Origin of the sequence: Psychrobacter sp. LV10R520-6 (assembly GCF_900182925.1) — a bacterium.
Lineage (GTDB): Bacteria > Pseudomonadota > Gammaproteobacteria > Pseudomonadales > Moraxellaceae > Psychrobacter.
In genome coordinates this window covers 2,745,747-2,765,948 of record NZ_LT900024.1, presented here as the reverse complement: position 1 = coordinate 2,765,948, position 20,202 = coordinate 2,745,747, and the positions used below count along the sequence as shown (strand labels likewise).

Below are 20,202 nucleotides of genomic sequence, written 5' to 3'. Positions count from 1 at the left end.
TTAATTTGACTGAGGATTTTTAACATACGGTCATTACCCTCAATACCAATTCGATATCAATCAGAATCTTATAAACTTTAATAGCCCTCTCCCTCATAAAAACAGATAAGATAAGCTACAAAATCTTTTTATCTAGAGGGCGCTATGAGTCAACAACGGCGTACTATTGAGCATTTGCTCCAGCAAGGTACTCTCCCCTTAGATCGTGTAAACGCGGCAGCGACTCATCTAGAAGTATTTCCCACTAAGCGCTCATGGCTGACGTTCTTTGATAAAGCCTTACTTATTATTGGCGTGGTGGCACTGGCATTATCGCTAGTGTTCTTTATTGCCTATAATTGGCTAAACATGGGCAAGATGGGTAAGTTTGCTTTAGTCGAAGGGGCGTTAGTTATTACCATAGCACTCTATGTTGCGCTCTCTTTTCGAAGACGATTTAAGCTCATTCGGCAGTTATTACTGCTCGTTGCTAGTATCATTACTGGCAGTTTACTTGCACTATTTGGGCAAGTTTATCAAACAGGTGCCGATACTTGGCAGCTGTTCTTTGGCTGGGCAGTCTTAGTTATTCCTTGGGTAGCTATTGCACGATTTCCAGCGCTCTGGCTACTCTGGCTAGGGTTAATCCATGCCTGCCTGATACTTTATATCGATGTCTCCGTCTTTTTTATCACTGATTACAGTTATCAAGATATTTCCCGCGTGGCAATGCTTACAGCAATAAATTTTATGGCGCTTAACTTATGGTTGTTATTTTTTGAGCGTAAACGCACGTTTAATATAAACGCTTCTAAAGCAGACACTCAAAGCAAACCTGGCTTGCACTGGAGCACCTATGTTGTCGGTCTACTAAGCACCTATTTTATAACCCGCCTAGCTATTATTTATGTCATCAATGACGCTGATATCGCCACCTCTTTAATCGCTTTATTGGTCTGGGTAGGCTGGTGCGGCTTTATGGTTTGGCGCTTTTATCAACGTAGGATTAATTTATTGATGCTCACTTACCTATGCGTCTCGGTGATTACAGTCATTATGTTTTGGGCAGGCAAATGGTTATTATATGATTGGGAGGCAGGTGGGTTTTTACTGTTAGCATTATTATTGATTGCAATGAGTTCGGCGGCGGTGGTCTGGTTGCGAAAAGTAGCACGTTTAGACCACACAAGAACTGCAGTCCATTTGCCAATACAATCAGGGGCTGACTATGAATAACAGTGACCGGAATCACACGCTTGAGCAATTACAACAGCGGGGCTTGCTTGATGCTAATAAGATGGCAGCTGCGGTTAATAGCGATGGTACTGATCACAATAATACTAATGACACACCTTGGTTTATACACTTATTTTTTGGTTTTAGTGGCGTCTTGGCGAGCTTATTCTTCATTGGATTTTTAACGTTAATATTGTTTGAAACTGATATCTTTGACAGCGCTATTGGGATGTTTATCATTGGCATCTTACTAAGTGTCGCAGGTTCAGCATTATTTAAAAATAAGCACACGCGCCGCAGTAATTTTTGGAACAGCTTGGCCTTTGCTATTAGCGCCGCAGGACAGCTGTATGTCGTGTTTGCGCTGTTTAGTAGCGATATAGAGCAACCGCTAAGCATCTGGCTATTTGTGCTGATTCAAATATTTATGACCCTAATTATGCCAAATTTCGTTTATCGTTTATTAAGTAGCATGGCAGCATTAGGCGGTATGGTTTATTTACTGAGTTTTTATCAAGTGCCCGAGCTTAGTTTGGGGCTGCTGGCATTGGTCACTATTGTGGCGAATCTACAACGCTATGAGCTATTGCAATCAGTCCCTGTTAAATGGAAAGCAGGTAAATGCCGTTCAGGTGCTTTTGATATCAGTAAGGCAGTGAGTTACGCCAGTGCAATCATGCTGCTTATTTTTTCTGTCTATATTATCGCTGCTGACTACAGCAACAACTTCACTAATAGTGATGAGATCTTTAGCTATAATTACCTAGTGGCGCAAGGGCTGCTCATACTTGCCAGTCTATACGCTGCTTATCTGATTCTTAAGCGCTACCGTATCGAACTACTTTCACAATCCAGCATCGTTATCGTCGGCGCTATCGCCGTGCTTGGAATAATATCGATTTATGTGTCCGGCTTATTAGCAACTAGCCTTATCATCGTTATCGCGATGGCCAATAGCCAGCGAGTGCTATTAGGGCTTGGTGTGCTTTCATTAATCAGCTATATTTTTTGGTATTACTATCAACTCGATACTTCATTACTGGTGAAATCTGGTTCCATGCTAATTATTGGCATCGTTATGTTGCTGATGCGTTGGCTGCTGGTCAGTCGCTACTTTGCTCACGATTTATCCTCTTCCGCAACACTCATCAATAATAGAGCCAGCCAAACCGATAGCGAGGAGCGTTTATCATGACTGAGTCTAATAACCCGGTATCGAAGGTGTCAGTCTCGAATGTGTCATCTGATAAAAACGATAGCTTAAGCAAAGCACCGAAACCGCCAGTATCATGGTGGCAAAAGCGAGCCGTTACTATCGCCATTGCTGTGCTTGGTTCGCTATGTATTTTGATTGTTATGAGCATTAATGTCGTGAAATACGAAACCCACCTAGCCACTGGCAATACGGTGTTATTAGAACTTGCCCCTGTCGATCCGCGCGGCTTCATGCAAGGGGATTATATGGCGCTCAGCTATGCATTAGAGCGTGACGTATTAGATGCTTTACCGCAAAAATCCAATGCTTCGGATTCCGAATTTGATGATTCTGAGCCAAATCCCGATATTTATGAACCCAGCGAAGGCTATGTGATTGTAAAAGTTGATAAGCATAATGTTGGACAGTTTGTGCGCTTAGCCAACAATAACAAACGCGACACTTTAGCTAACAATGAAATGCCCATTCACTACCGTATCCGTAATGGCAACGTGCTGCTTGCTACTAACGCTTTCTTCTTTCAAGAAGGACATGCTGAGGCCTTTGAGAATGCAGAATATGGTTTATTTCGCGTCAATGATAAAGGCGATCCGCTCCTGACCGATATGGTGAATGGAGAGTTTGAGATGATTGAGGGTAAGAGTAATCAAGTTAATGAGACTCAAATTGATGACACCCAAGGTAATAAAACGTCGAATTAAATGTTTAAGACTGTATATATCATATTCATCATTATCGACAAGACATGGACAAGCAACAACATTCCTTAACTAAAGTAATATTGAGAGTGGTAGGACAGACTTGTTATTGTTGACTACTGATGTCTAATGACTGGCTTGGAATGATTAGCTGCTATTAGACATAACCAATTATTCACATTCAATCAAAAAAAATAAAGGAATTTATCATGCGTAGCGCGACCTATGACCATTTTGGTAAACCTACTGAAGTCCTCAGTCTCGGTGACCGCCCTACCCCAGAACCCAAAGCCAATGAAGTCCGGGTCAAAACCATTTTAGCCTCTATCCATAACCACGACTTGTTAACCATTCGCGGACAATACGGCTTTAAGCCTGAACTGCCCGCTATCGGTGGCAGCGAAGCCGTGGGTATCATCGATGCGGTGGGCGATGAAGTCAAAGACTTAAAGGTCGGTCAACGCGTTGCAGCAGCCAGTGTCCAAGCGACTTGGGCAGAGTTCTTCACTGCCTCAGCTGATATGGTATTTCCCATGCCAGACAGCTTAGACGATCAAATGGCAGCTCAATTAATCGCTATGCCGCTCAGCGCGTTGATGTTGATTGAGTTCCTAGAGATGCAAAGCGGTCAATGGGTCATCCATAATGCGGCGAATGGTGCGGTTGGTAAGTCACTCGCTATGCTAGCAGCTGCGCGCGGTGTAAAAACTATCAATGTGGTACGTAGTGCAGATGCGCTAGACGAATTAGAAGCATTAGATATTAAAAACAATATCAATACTTCAGACGATGACTGGAAGGATCAAGTAAAGTCGATTATTGGTGATGACAAAATCAGCGCTGCCGTTGACTCTGTTGGCGGAGAAGCCAGTGGCGATTTATTATCGTTACTCGGTCATGGTGGCACCTTTGCCGTTTTTGGTGCGATGTCAGGCAAGCCGATGATGCTCAACCCTACTGATATGATCTTTAAACAAGCCGTTCTAAAAGGATTCTGGGGCAGTAAGCTCAGTCAAGAAATGAGTGTCGAAAACAAACAACGTTTGATTGACGAGCTTATTGCACGTGCGACTAGCGGTAAGTTAAAACTGCCTACTGAGGCGACTTATGAATTGACTGATATTACAAAAGCAGTCTCCGGAGACGTACAGTCAGGTAAAAAAGGTAAAGTATTGTTGAAGCCTTAAAATATTGTTCTGGACGCTCCTCTATACTTGTAAATAAAGACCTATGCAAAGAAATCCAATTAGGAATAGCCTTATGTCTAACAACACAACTTTCAAAGCCTTAGTAGTTGAAGAAAATACTGACGGCACCTTTAACAAAAGTATTCGCGAACGCAAGGTAGACGACCTTCCCCAAAATGAGCTTTTAATTGAGGTTCATTATTCATCGTTGAACTATAAAGACGCGATGTCGGCCACTGGTAATAAAATGATTACTAAGCATTACCCGCACACCCCAGGGATTGATGCAGCCGGCATAGTGATTAGCGACAAGTCAGGTACTTTTACTGTTGGACAAGAGGTGCTGGTATTCGGCTATGATTTAGGCATGGATACGCCGGGTGGTCTGGGTCAAATGATATCTATCCCAGCAGATTGGGCATTGGCGTGCCCAACTTCTTTGACCTTAAAAGAAGCAATGATCTACGGCACTGGCGGTTTGACCGCGGCTTTATGTATTCAAAAATTAGAAAAAATGGGTGCTAAACCAAGCGACGGGCCAGTAGCGGTAACAGGGGCAACCGGCGGCGTAGGCAGCATCAGTATCGCGATTTTGAAGCAGTTGGGCTATGAAGTTATTGCCTTCTCAGGTAAACCTGAACAAAGCGAACATCTAAAAACCTTGGGAGCCAGCGAGGTACGTCATCGCGACACTATTAATGAGGTAGGCAAAAGACCTGTTGGCCGCGAATTATGGGCAAATGCCATTGATACTTTAGGCGGTGACTATCTAGCAAACTTACTCAAACAAACCAAAGCCGGTGGTGCGGTATCTGCTTGTGGCTTGGCATCATCAGTTGAATTTGCAATGACTGTGCTGCCCTTTATTACTAGAGGTATCTCTTTATTAGGCATCGATTCAGTATTTATTCCACTAGCTGACAAGCAAGAGATTTGGACACGTGTCGCCACTGATATGAAACTTCCTGATCTTGAAGAGTATTGCGAAGAAATTACTTTAGAGCAAACACCTGAATACTTAGAGCGCTTTATATCAAGTAAAGTGGTGGGACGTTATGTGGTTAATTTGCGGGGTTAACCTTTAAGCCTTTAGCAAGCCGTTCTAAAAGGGTTCTGGGGCAGTAAGCTCAGTCAAGAGATGAGCGTAGAAAATAAGCATCGCCTAGTCGAAGAACTGATTGATAGAGCGGTTGGTGGTCAATTAAAACTGCCTACTGAAACGACTTTTGATTTGGCTGATATCGTGAAAGCAGTTGATGGGAAAATGCAGTCAGGCAAGAAAGGTATTGTTGAGCGCTTAGAGCCTTAAAGTCAAAAGGAAAAGCCCATGATCTCATGGGTTTTTTTATGTTTTTTTAATAGTTTATTAATAGTTTATTAACTGTAAGATATGCTAACTTATCACTGCCCAAAAACCTTCATTAATAGTGTGAATATTGCAGTTCCGATTAGACCATCCATTACTCCTGATGGGTTCGGTCGATAGACATTACTTATATAAGATAACGTCTCTTTTGATTTTTCAACAAAGATAAAGGTATTATTCGTTAGGTCTAACTTTTCATCTAAAAAAACTTGCAACCACATAAGTATAACTAGACAATTTAATATTATTGGATAATAGTAAGTTCGATATAAATCAAGCAAAATAGTACGTCGTTCTTCAGACAACTCATTAAAATCATCTACAGTAGATAGTTCCTCACTTATCTTTGAATCTAGTTCTAGCACAGTTGTACTAAAATCCTCTTGTACATCTGGAATACTATTAAAATCAATCGGCATAATACTTTCAGAAGGAAAGTTGTCTAATCTAGATAATGCTTTAAAAGATTCCAATTCACTAATGTCGTTAATTTGCTTGATAGCGTTTGACATTTTAAGCGTCAAATTATTCAGCTCTTGTGATTTTGAGATAGCATAAATATTCTTTGCAAATTCAGATTCTTTATAAAGATCAGCTGCAACAATCATTGATTGCGATATACTTACTAAAGGTTTCATTAGCTCTGTAATAGGATCTGCTAATTCCGTCATGGTTTTAGCTAGGTTTTGAGTGATGTTTGAAATTAAACTATTATATGGATTTATCATCTTCATAATATCTACAGATGGATCTTTGAAGATAACTGCTTCTTCAGCTCGTGACTGTGCAAATCTTGCTATCGCGCTTTGATTTTCAAAATAGCTAGGCATTAAACTTGATTGTTGAAAAGCCTTGCTTGCAATACTAGCAGCTGAATTCATTTGTTCATATTTTGCCATCCTCAGCATACTCTCTGTTGCTCTACTAGCAATAGAGAGTGAGTCTAATTGTGTCTGAGACTTATTAAGCATTTCCATAACTGAAAGCTGTTTCCCTTCTTTTTTAGAATTTTCACCCACTTAGAAATCCTTTTTATTGAGTAAGGTCTTGACACCTAAAGCTAGATTTGAAGATAGCACAATAGTCAGCAATATTGGATATCAACAAATTTTTCATAACTGTGATTTCAAAAAAGCACCCAACCAAGTTGAGTGCTTTTTCTATTTGAAGTTAAGAATTAAGCAGGATTTTATTCCCACTCAATAGTAGCAGGCGGCTTGCTCGACACATCATAAGTGACCCGTGACACCTCGGCAATCTCGTTCATAATGCGATTAGACACGGTCTCAATCAAATCATACGGTAGATGCGCAAAGCGCGCAGTCATAAAGTCCACAGTCTCAACAGCACGTAGCGCAATCACCCACGCATAACGGCGACCATCGCCAACCACGCCGACAGATTTGATCGGTTGGAATACCGCAAACGCTTGCGCGGTCTTCTCATACCAGCCAGATTTTTCTAACTCTTCCATAAAGATAGCATCAGCTGCACGTAAGATATCAGCAAACTCTTTGGTAACTTCGCCTAAGATACGCACGCCCAAACCGGGTCCTGGGAACGGATGACGGTTAATCATCTTTGCGGGTAACCCAAGGGTAAGACCCAATTTACGGACTTCATCTTTAAACAAATCACGTAACGGCTCAACCAATTGAAATGCCAAATCATCTGGCAAACCGCCAACATTATGATGGCTCTTAATCACGTGCGCTTTACCTTGATGCGACTTGGCCGATTCAATCACGTCAGGATAAATCGTCCCTTGCGCTAAGAATTCAACGACTTTACCATCGCCTTGCTCGCTCACTTGACGGGCGCTCTCAGCGAAAACATCAATAAAAGTCTTACCGATGATTTTACGTTTGGCTTCAGGATCAGACTCGCCAGCCAGCGCGGTTAAGAATAATTCTTCGGCATCAACGCGAATGACTTTAACACCCATATTTTCTGCGAATATCTGCATGACTTGATCGCCTTCGTGCAGGCGCAACAGGCCAGTATCAACAAACACACAAGTCAGCTGATCACCAATAGCTTTATGCAATAATGCCGCCACGACTGAACTGTCCACACCGCCTGATAAGCCTAGCAATACTTGCTTATCACCAATTTTCTTTTGCAATTGTTCAATACGCATATCGATAATATTATCAGACGTCCAGCTGCCCGCACAGCCAGAAATATCATGGACAAAACGTCCTAGTAACGCCTGACCTTGCGCGGTATGAGTGACTTCAGGATGGAACTGTAGACCATAATAATGACGCGTATCATCAGCCATAATCGCAATCGGGCAGCTCGGCGTACTGGCGACGATATCGAAGCCTTGTGGCGCATCAATCACTTTATCGCCATGACTCATCCAAACATTGAGCTTACCCGCTGCGTCTTCAATACCATCTATAAGTGTGGATTTGCCATCGATATTGATAGTCGATGCGCCAAACTCATGCACGTCACTGGCGTGAACTTGTCCATCGAAGCGCTCTGCCATCGCTTGCATACCGTAGCAAATGCCTAATACTGGTACGCCCAAGTCAAATACTGCCTCGTTAATACGCGGGCTGTTCTCAGCATGCACACTCTCAGGACCACCCGATAAGATAATACCTTTCGCACCAAATTCGGCGATGTGATGAGTGTCGATATCGTAGGGGAACATCTCGCAAAATACGCCTGAATCACGTACACGGCGGGCGATAAGCTGACTGTACTGCGAGCCAAAATCAAGAATTAAGATGCGGTCTTCTTTAATAGTTGGGGTGGCAGTATTGGGCGTGGTGGCGGTTGTCATAAATGGGTGTCCATCAATAGATAAAATTGGTGTGCTATTTTAACAAGTTTAGGCGAGGTGATGGCGGTTAGAGTGACGATTATTTATGACTATTTTGGTGATTGCTTGAGTTGGGGTTTTGGTTAGGGTGGAATTTGGAGAGTAAACAGTGAATGATGATTGTGGTAAGGAAGTAACAAGATTTTGATATACGCTATTATCTGCATAATCAATGCCGTGCAGACTAAAGTGTCTAGATGCGTTACTTTACATCAACAACACCTCCCCCCACAGTCTGCATCGCCATTATCGTCAGCAGAATAGCCGTTAAAAAACTCCCTTTAAGGTATTTTCTCTTACGAACATAAAATTGCAGTACAATTTTTTGATAGCTTTCATGCCAGGGCTAAGCCGCGCTTCAAGGCGACTTATTATTAAAAACCAAGGGTTTCATTTAGGCTTTAAAGCTGTTTTATTTTAACGCTTAAAATGAATACTTACGTTTATGTTCACTAGATTCTAACAGTATCTATTAACCCTAAAGAGTCAATTAGTTCAGCCTTTTCCTTACTCAACTCTGGCACTGTGATAAATAAATTTTTTATAGCCCTACTAATAGCAACATACCTAAGCCTATGTTCTTCTAGTCCATTTAGATTAGGAACAGTTATAAAATTAAGTTCTTTTTCGTTATCGAGGACAAGTAAAACATTCTCAAATTCAGCACCTTTCGATTTATGTATTGTTATATTATTGCTTGCATCCTCAGTAATATTTACACAAAGCGAAAGGGCTTTATAATAATTATTTTCATAAAATTTTTTAGGTTTTCCACTAGATATCTTTGGTAATTTATCAATACCAGAATCTATTCGCAGTATATTATAAAAAATTATTAATGGTTCATCACAATATTCGCTATATCTACTATTTAGGAAAAAAAGTAAGTCGAGTGCATCTCGTTTACTTTGATTACTTCTCCCAAAATACCTTTTAAGCTCATTCAAAGCTTCTTTAATTTTATTTTCACGACATAGTTCTACTGCTTTTACACATGCTATGACTAGCCTATAACGTTTAACATTATCAAAATCTCTTAATTCATCAAAAACCTTATCATCTAAATTTTTTCCTTCTATATCTTTCTTCAAAGCATTAGCTGTTATATTTCTCCAAGAAAGTGTTATGACATCCTCTCCCGATTGTTCGTTTTTTATTTTATGTAAAACATCTAATCTATTTCCAATGTAAAGGATAGGCTTGTTTCCATTAAAATCGTTTTGACCTTGTTGTTTAAATTCAGGTCTTATATGATTTAGTAAGTTAATAATCTCTTTCGTACTACGTCTATTATTATCTATTTTATAATCTCGTATACCTTCTAGCTGAAAATCGTCAAACTGTTTTGGGTTGGCACCTTGGAACTGAAATATAGACTGCGCCTTGTCACCAATAATGCCTACGATAGTATCTCGCTCTCCAATCTGACGAAGCAACTCAACCTGAATAGGGTTACTATCTTGAAATTCATCTACAAAAAAGTAGGGAAACTTAGCTCTTAAAACATCTAGGACAAAAGGATAGTTTTTTATAATTTGAAAGCTAAAGAACAATACATCATCGTGATGTAAATAACCGTTATTCCAGTATAACTCTTTAAAAGAATTAAGGTTTGTCTCCAACACATCAATAGCTTTAGTATTCAAATAAATCCTTTCTTTTTCTTCATAAATATAACTTTCAGATCTATCAGCTCTGAAAACCAAACTATTCTCATCATTAAATTCACACGTTAAAGTATTGAGCCATCTAGCTATTTTATTAAGATTTTCAGGTCTATCAGTAAGAGAACTAACACTATAACGTGACTTTAAAAGATGTTTACTGGAGTGATTTGTTATCCACTCCCTTATCTTTTTCTTAGATATCTTGATTTCATCATGCCCATCTAATCTAGACATATCAAAACCATATTCATCTGCAATGAAATGCAGATATGGCTTTATAACATGTCTATATAAAAAGCTATGAATTGTTGAAACCTCTACTTGATTAGACGATGAACCTAGCCTATCGCAAATTATCTCTACTGCTGTATTAGTATAAGTAATACAGGCTACTTTTCTACTTTTCTCTAACCGTTCAGAGTTATGTAGAACTTCTTTAATATGGCTGATGAGCCAGTGTGTTTTACCAGCTCCTGGTCCAGCTGATACTCTAAAATGATGTTCAATATTATCGAGCTTATTAGCTGATGTAATTTCTATAGGCTCTATTCGTCGCATATCCATTCTAAAGCCTCCTTAATATACTCAGGTACAACGAAATTTTCGATGTTATCAGTTAGATTTTCCTCAAGCGCATAGGCTAGCTCTAGTGCATTCTCACCTTTACCAATAGAGTTTAAATATCTTGAAGCTATAACGGCTTTTATCTTATCTTCTTCACTCCAAGTATCACCTAGTGCTTCAATCGCTTCCTTAATTCTTTGATTTTCTGTACTAAGTTCCCTATTACCACTTAATTTATCTAAGTAATCATCTATTGTATAAGTATCATCTAACCCCATCATTTCTTCGATTTCAGACTTATTAGACATGCTTTCAGTCAGTAATAATTTACATTTTGGATTGTATAGAGCCAAATCATATTCAAATGTCTTTCCTTTACCATCTTCTTGGCTAAAAAATTTTATGTGTTCATAGGCTATATATTTATCTATTGGCTCTTGCGAATGATTTTTATATTCAACATTATCACTAGGTATTCCATATTCAAATGGATAACATTTATGAAATTTCCCATTACCAATTTTTCTTTCTGGATCTCTATCGGTGAGACACACCACTTTTTTTAATACTGCTGAGCTATTTAAATGAACATCAAACATTTTTAAAAAATGATCAAAATATCTACCACCTATATTAACCACAATAATATGATTATCTTCTAGAGACAAATTTAAATACTTTGCCAAAATACTAATAAGCAGTTGCTCTGCTATTCCTTCTACTAATATAATTTTTTCAGCAAATAGCATATTGGACTTGGTGGCATCTAGAAAACGTTGTATGTATTTCTTAGATTTTTTGTCTTCAGAGGAATCATCGAAGATTTTGCCTAAATATCCAACTCTAGTGCTTTCATCAATATCATGATGTAAGCATATTATCTCTTCTAACTCTGTTGCTGATGTTACATGAGTTGAGTGTGAAGTAATAAATATTTGTCTAACAGTATCATTGCTAATATTAGTTTTCAGAAACTTTAGAAATTTATCTTGCATAGAAGGGTGCAAATGAGCTTCTGGCTCTTCTATAACAAGCATTGGAAAAATTTTGGAGTTTCCTCCAAAATATTCCTCATCTGCATTAGCTTGCATTTTTGCAAGAAGTATTGAAATATAAATAAGATTGTTATAACCCAATCCATTATGAGAAACAGGAATTTTAAATCCTGCTTCCTCTACAATAAGTCTTAAAAAGCTCAACATTTCTATATCTGATGTTTCACCCTCAAAATTAGGTGTGGCTTTTAAAGAAGCACCCGTTTGACTAGCATAAGATAATATTGCTTTTTTACCACTTTCTATTCTTTTATCTAAGACTCCAATCAATGTTGAAGAGTCCTCAGAAAATTGTTTCGACTTGCTTTTTATCTCTTTATTTTTATCTAAGGTTTTATCGGTTGAACTTTTAATCTCGTAATCTAGAAAGAAATGCAGAACTTCTTTTAGCATTACATTACGACCAGAAACAAGATCCCTTTCGACGTCTCTAATAGCATCAAGAAACTGGAAGTCAAATCTCTGTAGTAATTCACTATCTGCTTGGTTTTGGTTAGTGACTTCACCTCCCCATATTTTATGGGTATAAAGCCGTAGAAATTCATTATCAATAGTTTTGAAAGCTTTACCTATCAAATCTTTCGGACTTAATTGTTCATTTGATTGGACTAACTGATTAATTTCTTCTAAATACTTTTGCTCATATTTCTCAGGTAAAAAGAATTCATAGGTAAGCTTAGCCTCATAATCTTCAGTAAGTGAAGTTAACCATTCGCTGACCGTAACTAGGTCATCGTTGTTAGAGGTTTTACCCTTAGAAATTATTACTGTAATAGACACTTTTGGAGAGTGCTGTCTTAGCTCATCTAGAGAAGCATTCATATTAAAATCGTTAACTGTTAAACGCTTTTTAGAATTTTGGTTTAAGACTAATCCTAACGCCCTGATGAGGTTAGATTTACCAGCATTGTTATGACCTATAATGACATTAATACCATCATTGAACTCAATTTCATTACTTTTAAAATTCCTAAAATTTTCTATCTTTATTTTTGATATGTACATTTATAAATGTCCTATAAGTTATATTTAAAAAAAAACTAACGCCCCTTAAACTCAGCCTCACGCCTCTCAACCATCGCCATAGCACCTTCTTTGGCGTCTTCTGAATGAAATAGCGGTGGCAGAAAGCTATGAATATTAGCCAACGCTGCCGCAGCTCCATTACGACTTGCATCTTGTGCCGAAGATAACAGCGCTTGGACGCCAAGCGGTGCCGACTGGCAAATCTCTTGCGCGAGAGTGAGTGCACGCTCATATTCTGTACCGTTGGTGACCACTTCACTGACTAGATTAAGATTTTCAGCAGTTTGCGCATCGAATGGCTTGCCGGTTAATAGATACGGCATGGCTTTTTGCCAACCAGCAGCTTGTACGAAGCGGACGGTCGCCCCGCCAAACGGCATGATACCGCGCTGTACTTCCATTTGGGCAAAGTTGCAATTATCGCTAGCGACGACCACATCGCTATTAAGCATCAGCTCAATCCCAGCGGTAAAACAGGTGCCTTGTATTGCAACGACGACAGGTTTAGATCGTAATTTACCACCGATACCCCACGGATCGATTTGGCTGTCATCAAATTCAAACGCGCCCTTGTCCCATTTATCCTGTAGCTCCATTAGGTCAAGACCTGCGGTGAAATGCTCACCATGCGCAAATATTAATGCACAGCGTAGATTATCGTCATTATCGTAACGGGTAAGCGCGTCAGACAACTGCGCAATCATATGGCTGTCAAAAGCATTGCGTTTATCAGCACGATTCAGTCCGATGAGACAGATATACTCTTGAGTCTCATAAGTAATACGGTCGTTGGTAGTGGTCATAGTGTTGTCCTTTTTTGATTTAACAGATACAGTGTGGCTGGGAGGAATTTTTGTAGCCTCTGTCTGGCGAAGCGCACAGCACGCAAAAAAATTTTACCCGCTACACGCTATTAATAGAATGGGTGTAATTTTAATAGTATGCTTTTAATATAGCTATCCATGTACGGCAAAGCAAGTGAGATACTAGTAGTAGACTAGAATTTTTATTTGACATAAGTACATAAATTGCTTTAAATTCTAAATTAATTATAGGGTTACTCAGAGTATCTTATGGAATTTTGGCACGGTTTTTTGCTTATCACCAGCGTCCATTTACTCGCTGCCGCCTCACCTGGTCCTGATTTTGTATTGGTCTCGCAGCAGACTTTAGCAAAAGGTCGACGCACTGGTTTAGTCTGTAGCTTCGGTATTACCTTGGGTTTAGCCGTTCACATTATCTATTCGGTATTAGGACTGGCGACGGTAATCGCCCATTCGCAGCCATTATTGACCGCTATCAAATGGTTGGGTGGTAGTTACCTTATTTATTTAGGTTGGCAGGGCATTCAAGCCAAACCTAAAAAACTATCAAACTCAGCAAACTCAGCAAACTCAACAGATTCAGTCGTTAGCGTTTCACAAGCCGCGCCTACCGAGCAAGATCAGCCACTTTCTAATAAAAGTATCTCTACAAAAAAACCTTCTACTAAAGAGCAGTCCACTAAAGAACCGTCTAGCAATACAGACTCTACAGTCGCCATTCTGCGCCGTGGCTTTTTTTGTAATGTGTTTAATCCGAAAGCGCCGGTATATTTTGTGGCGATATTTACTCTCGTATTATCACCAGGTATACCACTTTGGCAGCTGGCAATCTATGGCGTATGGATGATGGTCTTGCAGATGGCCTGGTTTAGCACGGTAGTGATGTTACTATCCATCCCTGCGATTCATCGCCGCTTTCAGCGCTTTGAGCATTGGATAGACCGCGTATTGGGCACAGCGATGATAGTATTGGGATTAAACCTAATTTTACGTAGCCGATAAGACATTAGTTAGCCACAAAATCTGCTAAAATGGCGGATTATATCCACACATCGTAAGCCCGACACTATGACCAGTAGACCCATCACCAGTAATCACAGAAACAGATCCCCAGCTTCAATTCAAAAATTAGGCAAGCTGCATCCGCGCAATCCCCATCAAGGTCGCTACGATTTTGCCGTATTAACTCGCGCATTGCCTGAACTTGCGGAGCATACCATTACCAACCCTAATGGCGAGCCAACCATTAATTTCTCTGACCATCAAGCCGTGCGCGTGCTCAATCAGGCACTGCTAGCTCATTATTATGGTGTCAAGTTTTGGGACATTCCAGCAGGTTATTTGTGTCCGCCAATTCCGGGACGTGCGGATTATATTCACTATATTGCGGATCTGCTCGCGCAAACTACGCATATTAATGAAGACAATACCCCACCAACAGGCAAGCAAATCCATGCCCTAGATATTGGTACTGGTGCCAGTGCCATTTACCCTATTGTTGGTAGCCAAAGTTATGGCTGGCGCTTTACCGCCACCGATATTGATCCCATTTCGGTTAATACGGCTGCGCTCATTTGTGAAACCAACCCCAAGCTAAAAGGCGCGGTCAAAGTAAAACTACAACCTGAGCCTAAGCGCATTTTTGCTAATATTATCGGTCGCCAAGATTATTTTGATGTGGTGGTCTGCAACCCGCCATTTCACGCTTCTCTTGAAGAAGCCATGGAATCCAATAGCCGTAAGCAGAACAATCTACAGAAGCACCGTGCTAAGAATGACAAAGTAAATCAAAGCTCGTCCAAATCTGGCGATGCCGTACAGAATCTAAACTTTGGTGGTCAGCATAAAGAATTATGGAGTGAGGGTGGCGAGATTGCCTTTTTGACTAAGTTTGCTAAAGAGAGTCAAAACTTCGCAGAGCATGTCGGTTGGTTTACCACTTTGGTATCAAAATCTGAAAACATTAAACCGTTACAGCTATTATTAAAGCAGCTTGATGTCGCACAAATGCGCATCATTGAGATGAGTCAGGGACAAAAAAATACCCGTATATTGGCGTGGCGTTTTGATACTGACGAAGAATAGTAAATGTAGTTATTAATAACGAAAGTTTCACGTGAAACAAAAACACCGCTTTGATATTCAAAGCGGTGTTTTTTTATTTAGAGTAGAAGTATCTTTTAATTGCTTGGCCTTTATTAATAGCACTTCACTCATTTACTCGTTCCCAAAAACTACGCTTTTTGCCATGGCTATCTTGTAGGCCTTCAGCATAAATACTATGCGCAAGCAGGCTTTGATAATCAATTTGTTTAGCTACTAGCGTTTCGTCAATTTGCTGTAATCTCTTATAATAGCGAGCCCCGTGACCATAGGCTTTGCTACGGCCACTAGCCAAGATATCGTTGAGCAAGCTACGATAAATAATTACTTGGATCAAATAAGTGGCCTCTGGTAATTCTTTAAGCAACTGAGTCAGGGTTGTATAATGTAAATCTGCGAACTCGCTATGACGCGTAACGGCTATTTCATTTGCCAGTTCGGTCTCTCCAATCTCTAGTAATAGTGAGGTCGCCATCACAATGCTTTCTTGCTGCCCTGCCAATTCATAAGCCTTTTTTCGCCATTTAGCTTGCTCAGCGGGACTAGCAATGGCCATGATCGACTTTAAGCGCATGGGAGACGATTGTAACTCAAAGGCTTCGCCTAGTACTTCTATTAGCGCCTTAATATTATCTTGTCTGTTATAGATTTTACTCAACCAGTCCAACCGTTTTACTTGCTCTTGCAAATTCTTACTCTGCCACTCCTCATGCAAATAGCATTCAGCCACATCATAAGCTTCGTGATTTATCAAAAACGTAAGCAATCCTTCTAATTGATGAGGGTGTAGTGGTTTCTCAGGATAAATACTACGGTAAATTTTTTCAAACAATCCGACATCGCCCAGCGCTTGTGCTAGATATTTAAGGGCAATCTCAGTCTTCATTTTTTCATAATTAATCGTGTAATCAACATCGTAAACAAGCTTCTTCTGATTACTCGCCTTATCCTTGAGCGCATTTTTAACAAGCAAGTCGTCGTAATACTGCTGATAATCAATAATTAAACCACGTATCTCAGACTCTGATAAAAGCTGATTAACCCCCAACAATATGTCATCTTTAGTGCCGTAGTCATTATCACTAATCATGGCTTTTACTTTTTCTTGCCATGCTTGGCTTAGTATATCTTGCTCATCAATAGGCAAACTGCTTTTTTCTTGCTTATAGCAAGTACTAGCAACCGTTAACCAAGATTGTGCTAAGTCATTGTATATACCACCGACCTCACCATTAGAATCATCACAACGCTCCAGACTGCTATTGGTCGATTCGATAAACAACTCTATTAATTCTAAACATTTACTTGGCTGTTCAGGATAAAGGCTCATGACATCGCTGGCTAAATGATGAAGCTCAGTGGCAAATTCACTGGACTCCCAATAATCAATAAATTTACGCCGTCTTTTGAGACCTTTTAGCGTTGTGGTCAATTTTTTTATAAGCTTAGGTTTATCTGACTGAAGCAGCAGACGCTCAATTTTTTTATCTAATATCTTGTCCATACCATATATATCAGCTACAAAGTTAACTAGCGTTGTGTTTGATAATTGCGCTAAAAGCTGCTTTTGTTCTGAATTTAACATGATATCCTTCCTACTGATATTTTATTATTATAATGTTTCATGTGAAACAAAAAAGTCACCCTGCTAACAAGATGACTTTATAGAATTAGTAGATGAATTTCAAATATTAAATATCCAAGTTAGACACTGTCAGTGCATTTTCTTCGATAAAGATACGACGCGGCTCGACATGATCACCCATTAGACAGGTAAACATATGGTCGGCGGCGATAGCATCTTCGATTGTGACGCGTAACATGCGGCGATTTTCAGGATCCATAGTGGTATCCCAAAGCTGATCGGCATTCATCTCGCCTAGCCCTTTATAGCGTTGAACCGAGAGACCACGACGCGCTTCTAACATCATTTGTTGCCATAGATAGTCAAAGTCACGTACTGGAATGTCTTTACTAGTTCCTGACGTAGCTTCGCGGCGGATAAAGGCACCCTCTTCTAATAAGGTATTCCACTCACTTGATAAGCGCAATAGACGCGAATATTCACCCGAGTTGATAAAGCTAGCGTCAAGCAGATAATGATGCGCCAACTGATGCACATAAACGGTTATGCGTGGTAACCACTGTGCTTTAGTCGATAGCATTTCGCTATTTTCTGCCGCTGCCGTCTCATTTTCAGATCCTGTTTCAGCATCAGCATCAGTATCAGCTTCGGCTTCTACTAAAAGCTCTGGTTGCGGCTTCATACCGAGCAAATCTGCGGTTACGGCATCCATTACCTTAGGTGTAGGTGCATGGATATTAACCAGTTCAATCTCAGGATATAACTCACTACCGAAGTGATCAAGCTGAGACTGTAGCGTGTCTTTCCATGCTTGCATCGCAGACAAATCGTAAGTCATGTCAGTGCTCAGCTTCGGCGTATGAGTTAACGCATCTAACAGCACCGCAGGATAACGAATTTGCAAACGCGCTTTGATCAGCTGGGTTTGGTTATAGTCGTTCAGCAGAGTCTCAAGTGCTTGACCCGTAATCGCAGGCGCCTCATCATTGATATGTAGCTTAGTATTATCAATAGTTGACGATAACAAATAGGCTTTCAATGCTTCATCGTCTTTTAGATACAACTCTTGACGGCCTTTTTTGACTTTATATAGCGGCGGCTGAGCGATATAAATATAGCCACGCTCAATCAACTCAGGCGTTTGACGGAAAAAGAAGGTCAATAGCAAGGTTCTAATATGCGACCCATCAACGTCCGCATCGGTCATGATGATGATTTTATGATAGCGTACTTTATCAGGGTTGTATTCATCAGGACCGATACCGCAACCAAGCGCAGTAATAAGGTTACCAACTTCGGCTGAAGATAGCATCTTATCAAAGCGAGCACGCTCAACGTTGAGAATTTTACCTTTCAACGGCAAAATTGCCTGGGTTTTACGGCTACGACCTTGCTTGGCTGAACCACCAGCAGAGTCCCCTTCCACAATATAAAGCTCCGATAATGCCGGATTTTTTTCTTGGCAATCGGCAAGTTTACCTGGCAGACCTGCAATATCTAAGGTGGTTTTACGGCGGGTCATCTCACGCGCTTTACGAGCAGCATCACGTGCACGAGCAGCATCGATAATTTTAAACGCGATAGCTTTACCCGCACTTGGGTTCTCTTGCAGATAATCGTTAAATTTATCATGCATTGCTGATTCAACAGCTGGTTTCACTTCACTTGACACTAATTTATCTTTGGTTTGGCTAGAGAATTTTGGATCAGGCACTTTAACCGATACAATCGCCGTTAGGCCTTCTCTCGCATCATCACCTGTGGCGACGACTTTTTCTTTTTTAAATAAATTTTCGCGGTCCATATAAGTATTTAGACAACGCGTCAATGCTGAGCGGAAGCCGGATAAATGGGCTCCACCATCGCGCTGTGGAATATTATTGGTAAAACAAAGGACTTTTTCGTTGTAAGTATCCGTCCACTGTAACGCCACTTCGACACTGATACCGTCATCTTGGTTACTGATAAAATGGAACACATCATTGACGCCATCTTTGCCAGCATTGATATAGCTGACAAATTCAGACAGGCCACCTTTATGCTCAAACTCATGACGCTTATCAATACGCTCATCAGTCAAGATAATACGTACACCTGAGTTTAAAAACGACAACTCGCGTAAACGCTTGGCCAAAATATCATACTCAAAAACAGTACCCGTGAATACATCAGTGCTGGGATAAAAGCGGATTTGGGTACCTGTCTTGTCGGTGGCTTCCATTTGCTGAATATCGGCATCTGGTACGCCATCACTGTAAGTTTGCTGATAGTGAGACCCTTCACGCCAGATGTTCATCTCAAGCTTTTTAGACAAGGCATTGACTACAGAGACCCCCACACCATGCAGGCCGCCTGAAACTTTATAACTGTTGTCATCAAACTTACCACCGGCATGCAGTACGGTCATGATGACCTGCGCGGCTGATACGCCTTCTTCTGGATGGATATCTACAGGCACGCCGCGACCATTATCACTAACACTCACTGACTCATCTTCATGAATAATGATATCAATTCTGTCACAGTGACCGGCGAGCGCCTCATCGATAGAGTTATCTACCACCTCAAAAACCATATGATGTAGACCAGTACCATCATCGGTATCACCAATATACATCCCAGGACGCACGCGCACCGCTTCTAGCCCACGCAATACGCGGATATCTTTGGAGCTATAATCGGACTGGTTGCTTTCAGTAACAACATCAGGGGCGATGGTCTGAACAGCAATATCTGACGTCATCTGTTCATTATCAGTAGGTAATGACTCACTCATGTGCATTCCTTAATCTAGCTATAATCAGCTATTTATCATCAGCTCACCACTACGGTGACCTATCATGACATTATCTGAGACTTA

At 40.4% G+C, this 20,202-nt stretch carries 15 protein-coding genes; 8 read left to right on the top strand and 7 right to left on the bottom strand.

Features of this window, described 5'->3' with window-relative positions:
- The first annotated feature begins 144 nt into the window (after positions 1 to 144).
- The 6 genes from U1P77_RS11560 to U1P77_RS11535 all read left to right on the top strand — a co-directional run bounded on the left by U1P77_RS11560 (position 145) and on the right by U1P77_RS11535 (position 5,625).
- Positions 145 to 1,215: a DUF2157 domain-containing protein gene (locus tag U1P77_RS11560; protein WP_321155127.1), complete on the top strand. Its 1,071-nt coding sequence runs from the start codon at positions 145 to 147 to the stop codon at positions 1,213 to 1,215.
- The gene (locus U1P77_RS11555; protein WP_321155126.1) at positions 1,208 to 2,410 is read left to right on the top strand and encodes a DUF4401 domain-containing protein; all 1,203 of its coding nucleotides are present in this window, start codon (positions 1,208 to 1,210) and stop codon (positions 2,408 to 2,410) included. The genes U1P77_RS11560 and U1P77_RS11555 overlap by 8 nt, the downstream gene beginning before the upstream one ends.
- The gene (locus U1P77_RS11550) at positions 2,407 to 3,132 is read left to right on the top strand and encodes a GDYXXLXY domain-containing protein (protein ID WP_321155125.1); all 726 of its coding nucleotides are present in this window, start codon (positions 2,407 to 2,409) and stop codon (positions 3,130 to 3,132) included. The genes U1P77_RS11555 and U1P77_RS11550 overlap by 4 nt, the downstream gene beginning before the upstream one ends.
- A 206-nt stretch (positions 3,133 to 3,338) precedes the next feature.
- Positions 3,339 to 4,316, top strand: a complete 978-nt coding sequence (locus U1P77_RS11545) for a zinc-binding dehydrogenase (protein WP_321155124.1) — start codon at positions 3,339 to 3,341, stop codon at positions 4,314 to 4,316.
- Between the two features lie 73 nt (positions 4,317 to 4,389).
- Positions 4,390 to 5,394: a YhdH/YhfP family quinone oxidoreductase gene (locus tag U1P77_RS11540; protein WP_321155123.1), complete on the top strand. Its 1,005-nt coding sequence runs from the start codon at positions 4,390 to 4,392 to the stop codon at positions 5,392 to 5,394.
- Positions 5,395 to 5,454: 60 nt separating this feature from the next.
- Complete coding sequence (locus U1P77_RS11535) at positions 5,455 to 5,625, top strand: hypothetical protein (RefSeq protein WP_321155122.1); 171 nt, start codon at positions 5,455 to 5,457, stop codon at positions 5,623 to 5,625.
- 92 nt (positions 5,626 to 5,717) lie between these two features.
- On the opposite strand, the gene U1P77_RS11530 is transcribed toward U1P77_RS11535, so the two are convergent.
- The 5 genes from U1P77_RS11530 to U1P77_RS11510 all read right to left on the bottom strand — a co-directional run bounded on the left by U1P77_RS11530 (position 5,718) and on the right by U1P77_RS11510 (position 13,633).
- Positions 5,718 to 6,701: a hypothetical protein gene (locus U1P77_RS11530; RefSeq protein ID WP_321155121.1), complete on the bottom strand. Its 984-nt coding sequence runs from the start codon at positions 6,699 to 6,701 to the stop codon at positions 5,718 to 5,720.
- A 170-nt stretch (positions 6,702 to 6,871) separates the two neighbouring features.
- Complete coding sequence (guaA, locus tag U1P77_RS11525) at positions 6,872 to 8,479, bottom strand: glutamine-hydrolyzing GMP synthase (protein WP_321155120.1); 1,608 nt, start codon at positions 8,477 to 8,479, stop codon at positions 6,872 to 6,874.
- A 491-nt stretch (positions 8,480 to 8,970) separates the two neighbouring features.
- Positions 8,971 to 10,749 (bottom strand): UvrD-helicase domain-containing protein, encoded by a 1,779-nt coding sequence (locus tag U1P77_RS11520; protein ID WP_321155119.1) that lies wholly within the window; start codon positions 10,747 to 10,749, stop codon positions 8,971 to 8,973.
- A complete protein-coding gene (locus tag U1P77_RS11515) occupies positions 10,731 to 12,809 on the bottom strand; it encodes an ATP-dependent nuclease (protein ID WP_321155118.1) in 2,079 nt (692 codons plus the stop codon). Before U1P77_RS11515 ends, U1P77_RS11520 begins: the two co-directional genes overlap by 19 nt.
- A 35-nt stretch (positions 12,810 to 12,844) precedes the next feature.
- On the bottom strand, positions 12,845 to 13,633 hold the full coding sequence (locus U1P77_RS11510) for a crotonase/enoyl-CoA hydratase family protein (protein WP_321155117.1): 789 nt from the start codon (positions 13,631 to 13,633) through the stop codon (positions 12,845 to 12,847).
- Positions 13,634 to 13,903: 270 nt separating this feature from the next.
- On the opposite strand from U1P77_RS11510, the gene U1P77_RS11505 reads away from it, so the two are divergent.
- Positions 13,904 to 14,656 carry a LysE family translocator gene (locus U1P77_RS11505; RefSeq protein ID WP_321155116.1) on the top strand — a complete coding sequence of 251 codons (753 nt, stop codon included), beginning with the start codon at positions 13,904 to 13,906 and terminating at the stop codon, positions 14,654 to 14,656.
- Positions 14,657 to 14,722: 66 nt separating this feature from the next.
- Positions 14,723 to 15,739 carry a 23S rRNA (adenine(1618)-N(6))-methyltransferase RlmF gene (gene rlmF / locus U1P77_RS11500; protein WP_321155115.1) on the top strand — a complete coding sequence of 339 codons (1,017 nt, stop codon included), beginning with the start codon at positions 14,723 to 14,725 and terminating at the stop codon, positions 15,737 to 15,739.
- Between the two features lie 124 nt (positions 15,740 to 15,863).
- Here rlmF and U1P77_RS11495 read toward each other — a convergent pair whose 3' ends face one another.
- Entirely contained in the window at positions 15,864 to 17,342 is a 1,479-nt protein-coding gene (locus U1P77_RS11495; RefSeq protein ID WP_321155114.1) for a DUF6880 family protein, read from the bottom strand.
- A gap of 106 nt (positions 17,343 to 17,448) precedes the next feature.
- The gene (gyrB, locus tag U1P77_RS11490) at positions 17,449 to 20,073 is read right to left on the bottom strand and encodes a DNA topoisomerase (ATP-hydrolyzing) subunit B (protein ID WP_414479090.1); all 2,625 of its coding nucleotides are present in this window, start codon (positions 20,071 to 20,073) and stop codon (positions 17,449 to 17,451) included.
- Positions 20,074 to 20,202: the final 129 nt, after the last annotated feature.

Coding starts and splice junctions, on each gene's coding strand:
- U1P77_RS11560 (WP_321155127.1), top strand. CDS start 145: ATGAGTCAACAACGGCGTACTATTGAGCATTTGCTCCAGCAAGGTACT.
- U1P77_RS11520 (WP_321155119.1), bottom strand. CDS start 10,749: ATGGATATGCGACGAATAGAGCCTATAGAAATTACATCAGCTAATAAG.
- rlmF (WP_321155115.1), top strand. CDS start 14,723: ATGACCAGTAGACCCATCACCAGTAATCACAGAAACAGATCCCCAGCT.
- U1P77_RS11545 (WP_321155124.1), top strand. CDS start 3,339: ATGCGTAGCGCGACCTATGACCATTTTGGTAAACCTACTGAAGTCCTC.
- U1P77_RS11555 (WP_321155126.1), top strand. CDS start 1,208: ATGAATAACAGTGACCGGAATCACACGCTTGAGCAATTACAACAGCGG.
- U1P77_RS11535 (WP_321155122.1), top strand. CDS start 5,455: ATGAGCGTAGAAAATAAGCATCGCCTAGTCGAAGAACTGATTGATAGA.
- U1P77_RS11505 (WP_321155116.1), top strand. CDS start 13,904: ATGGAATTTTGGCACGGTTTTTTGCTTATCACCAGCGTCCATTTACTC.
- U1P77_RS11515 (WP_321155118.1), bottom strand. CDS start 12,809: ATGTACATATCAAAAATAAAGATAGAAAATTTTAGGAATTTTAAAAGT.
- U1P77_RS11540 (WP_321155123.1), top strand. CDS start 4,390: ATGTCTAACAACACAACTTTCAAAGCCTTAGTAGTTGAAGAAAATACT.
- U1P77_RS11495 (WP_321155114.1), bottom strand. CDS start 17,342: ATGTTAAATTCAGAACAAAAGCAGCTTTTAGCGCAATTATCAAACACA.
- U1P77_RS11550 (WP_321155125.1), top strand. CDS start 2,407: ATGACTGAGTCTAATAACCCGGTATCGAAGGTGTCAGTCTCGAATGTG.
- guaA (WP_321155120.1), bottom strand. CDS start 8,479: ATGACAACCGCCACCACGCCCAATACTGCCACCCCAACTATTAAAGAA.
- U1P77_RS11510 (WP_321155117.1), bottom strand. CDS start 13,633: ATGACCACTACCAACGACCGTATTACTTATGAGACTCAAGAGTATATC.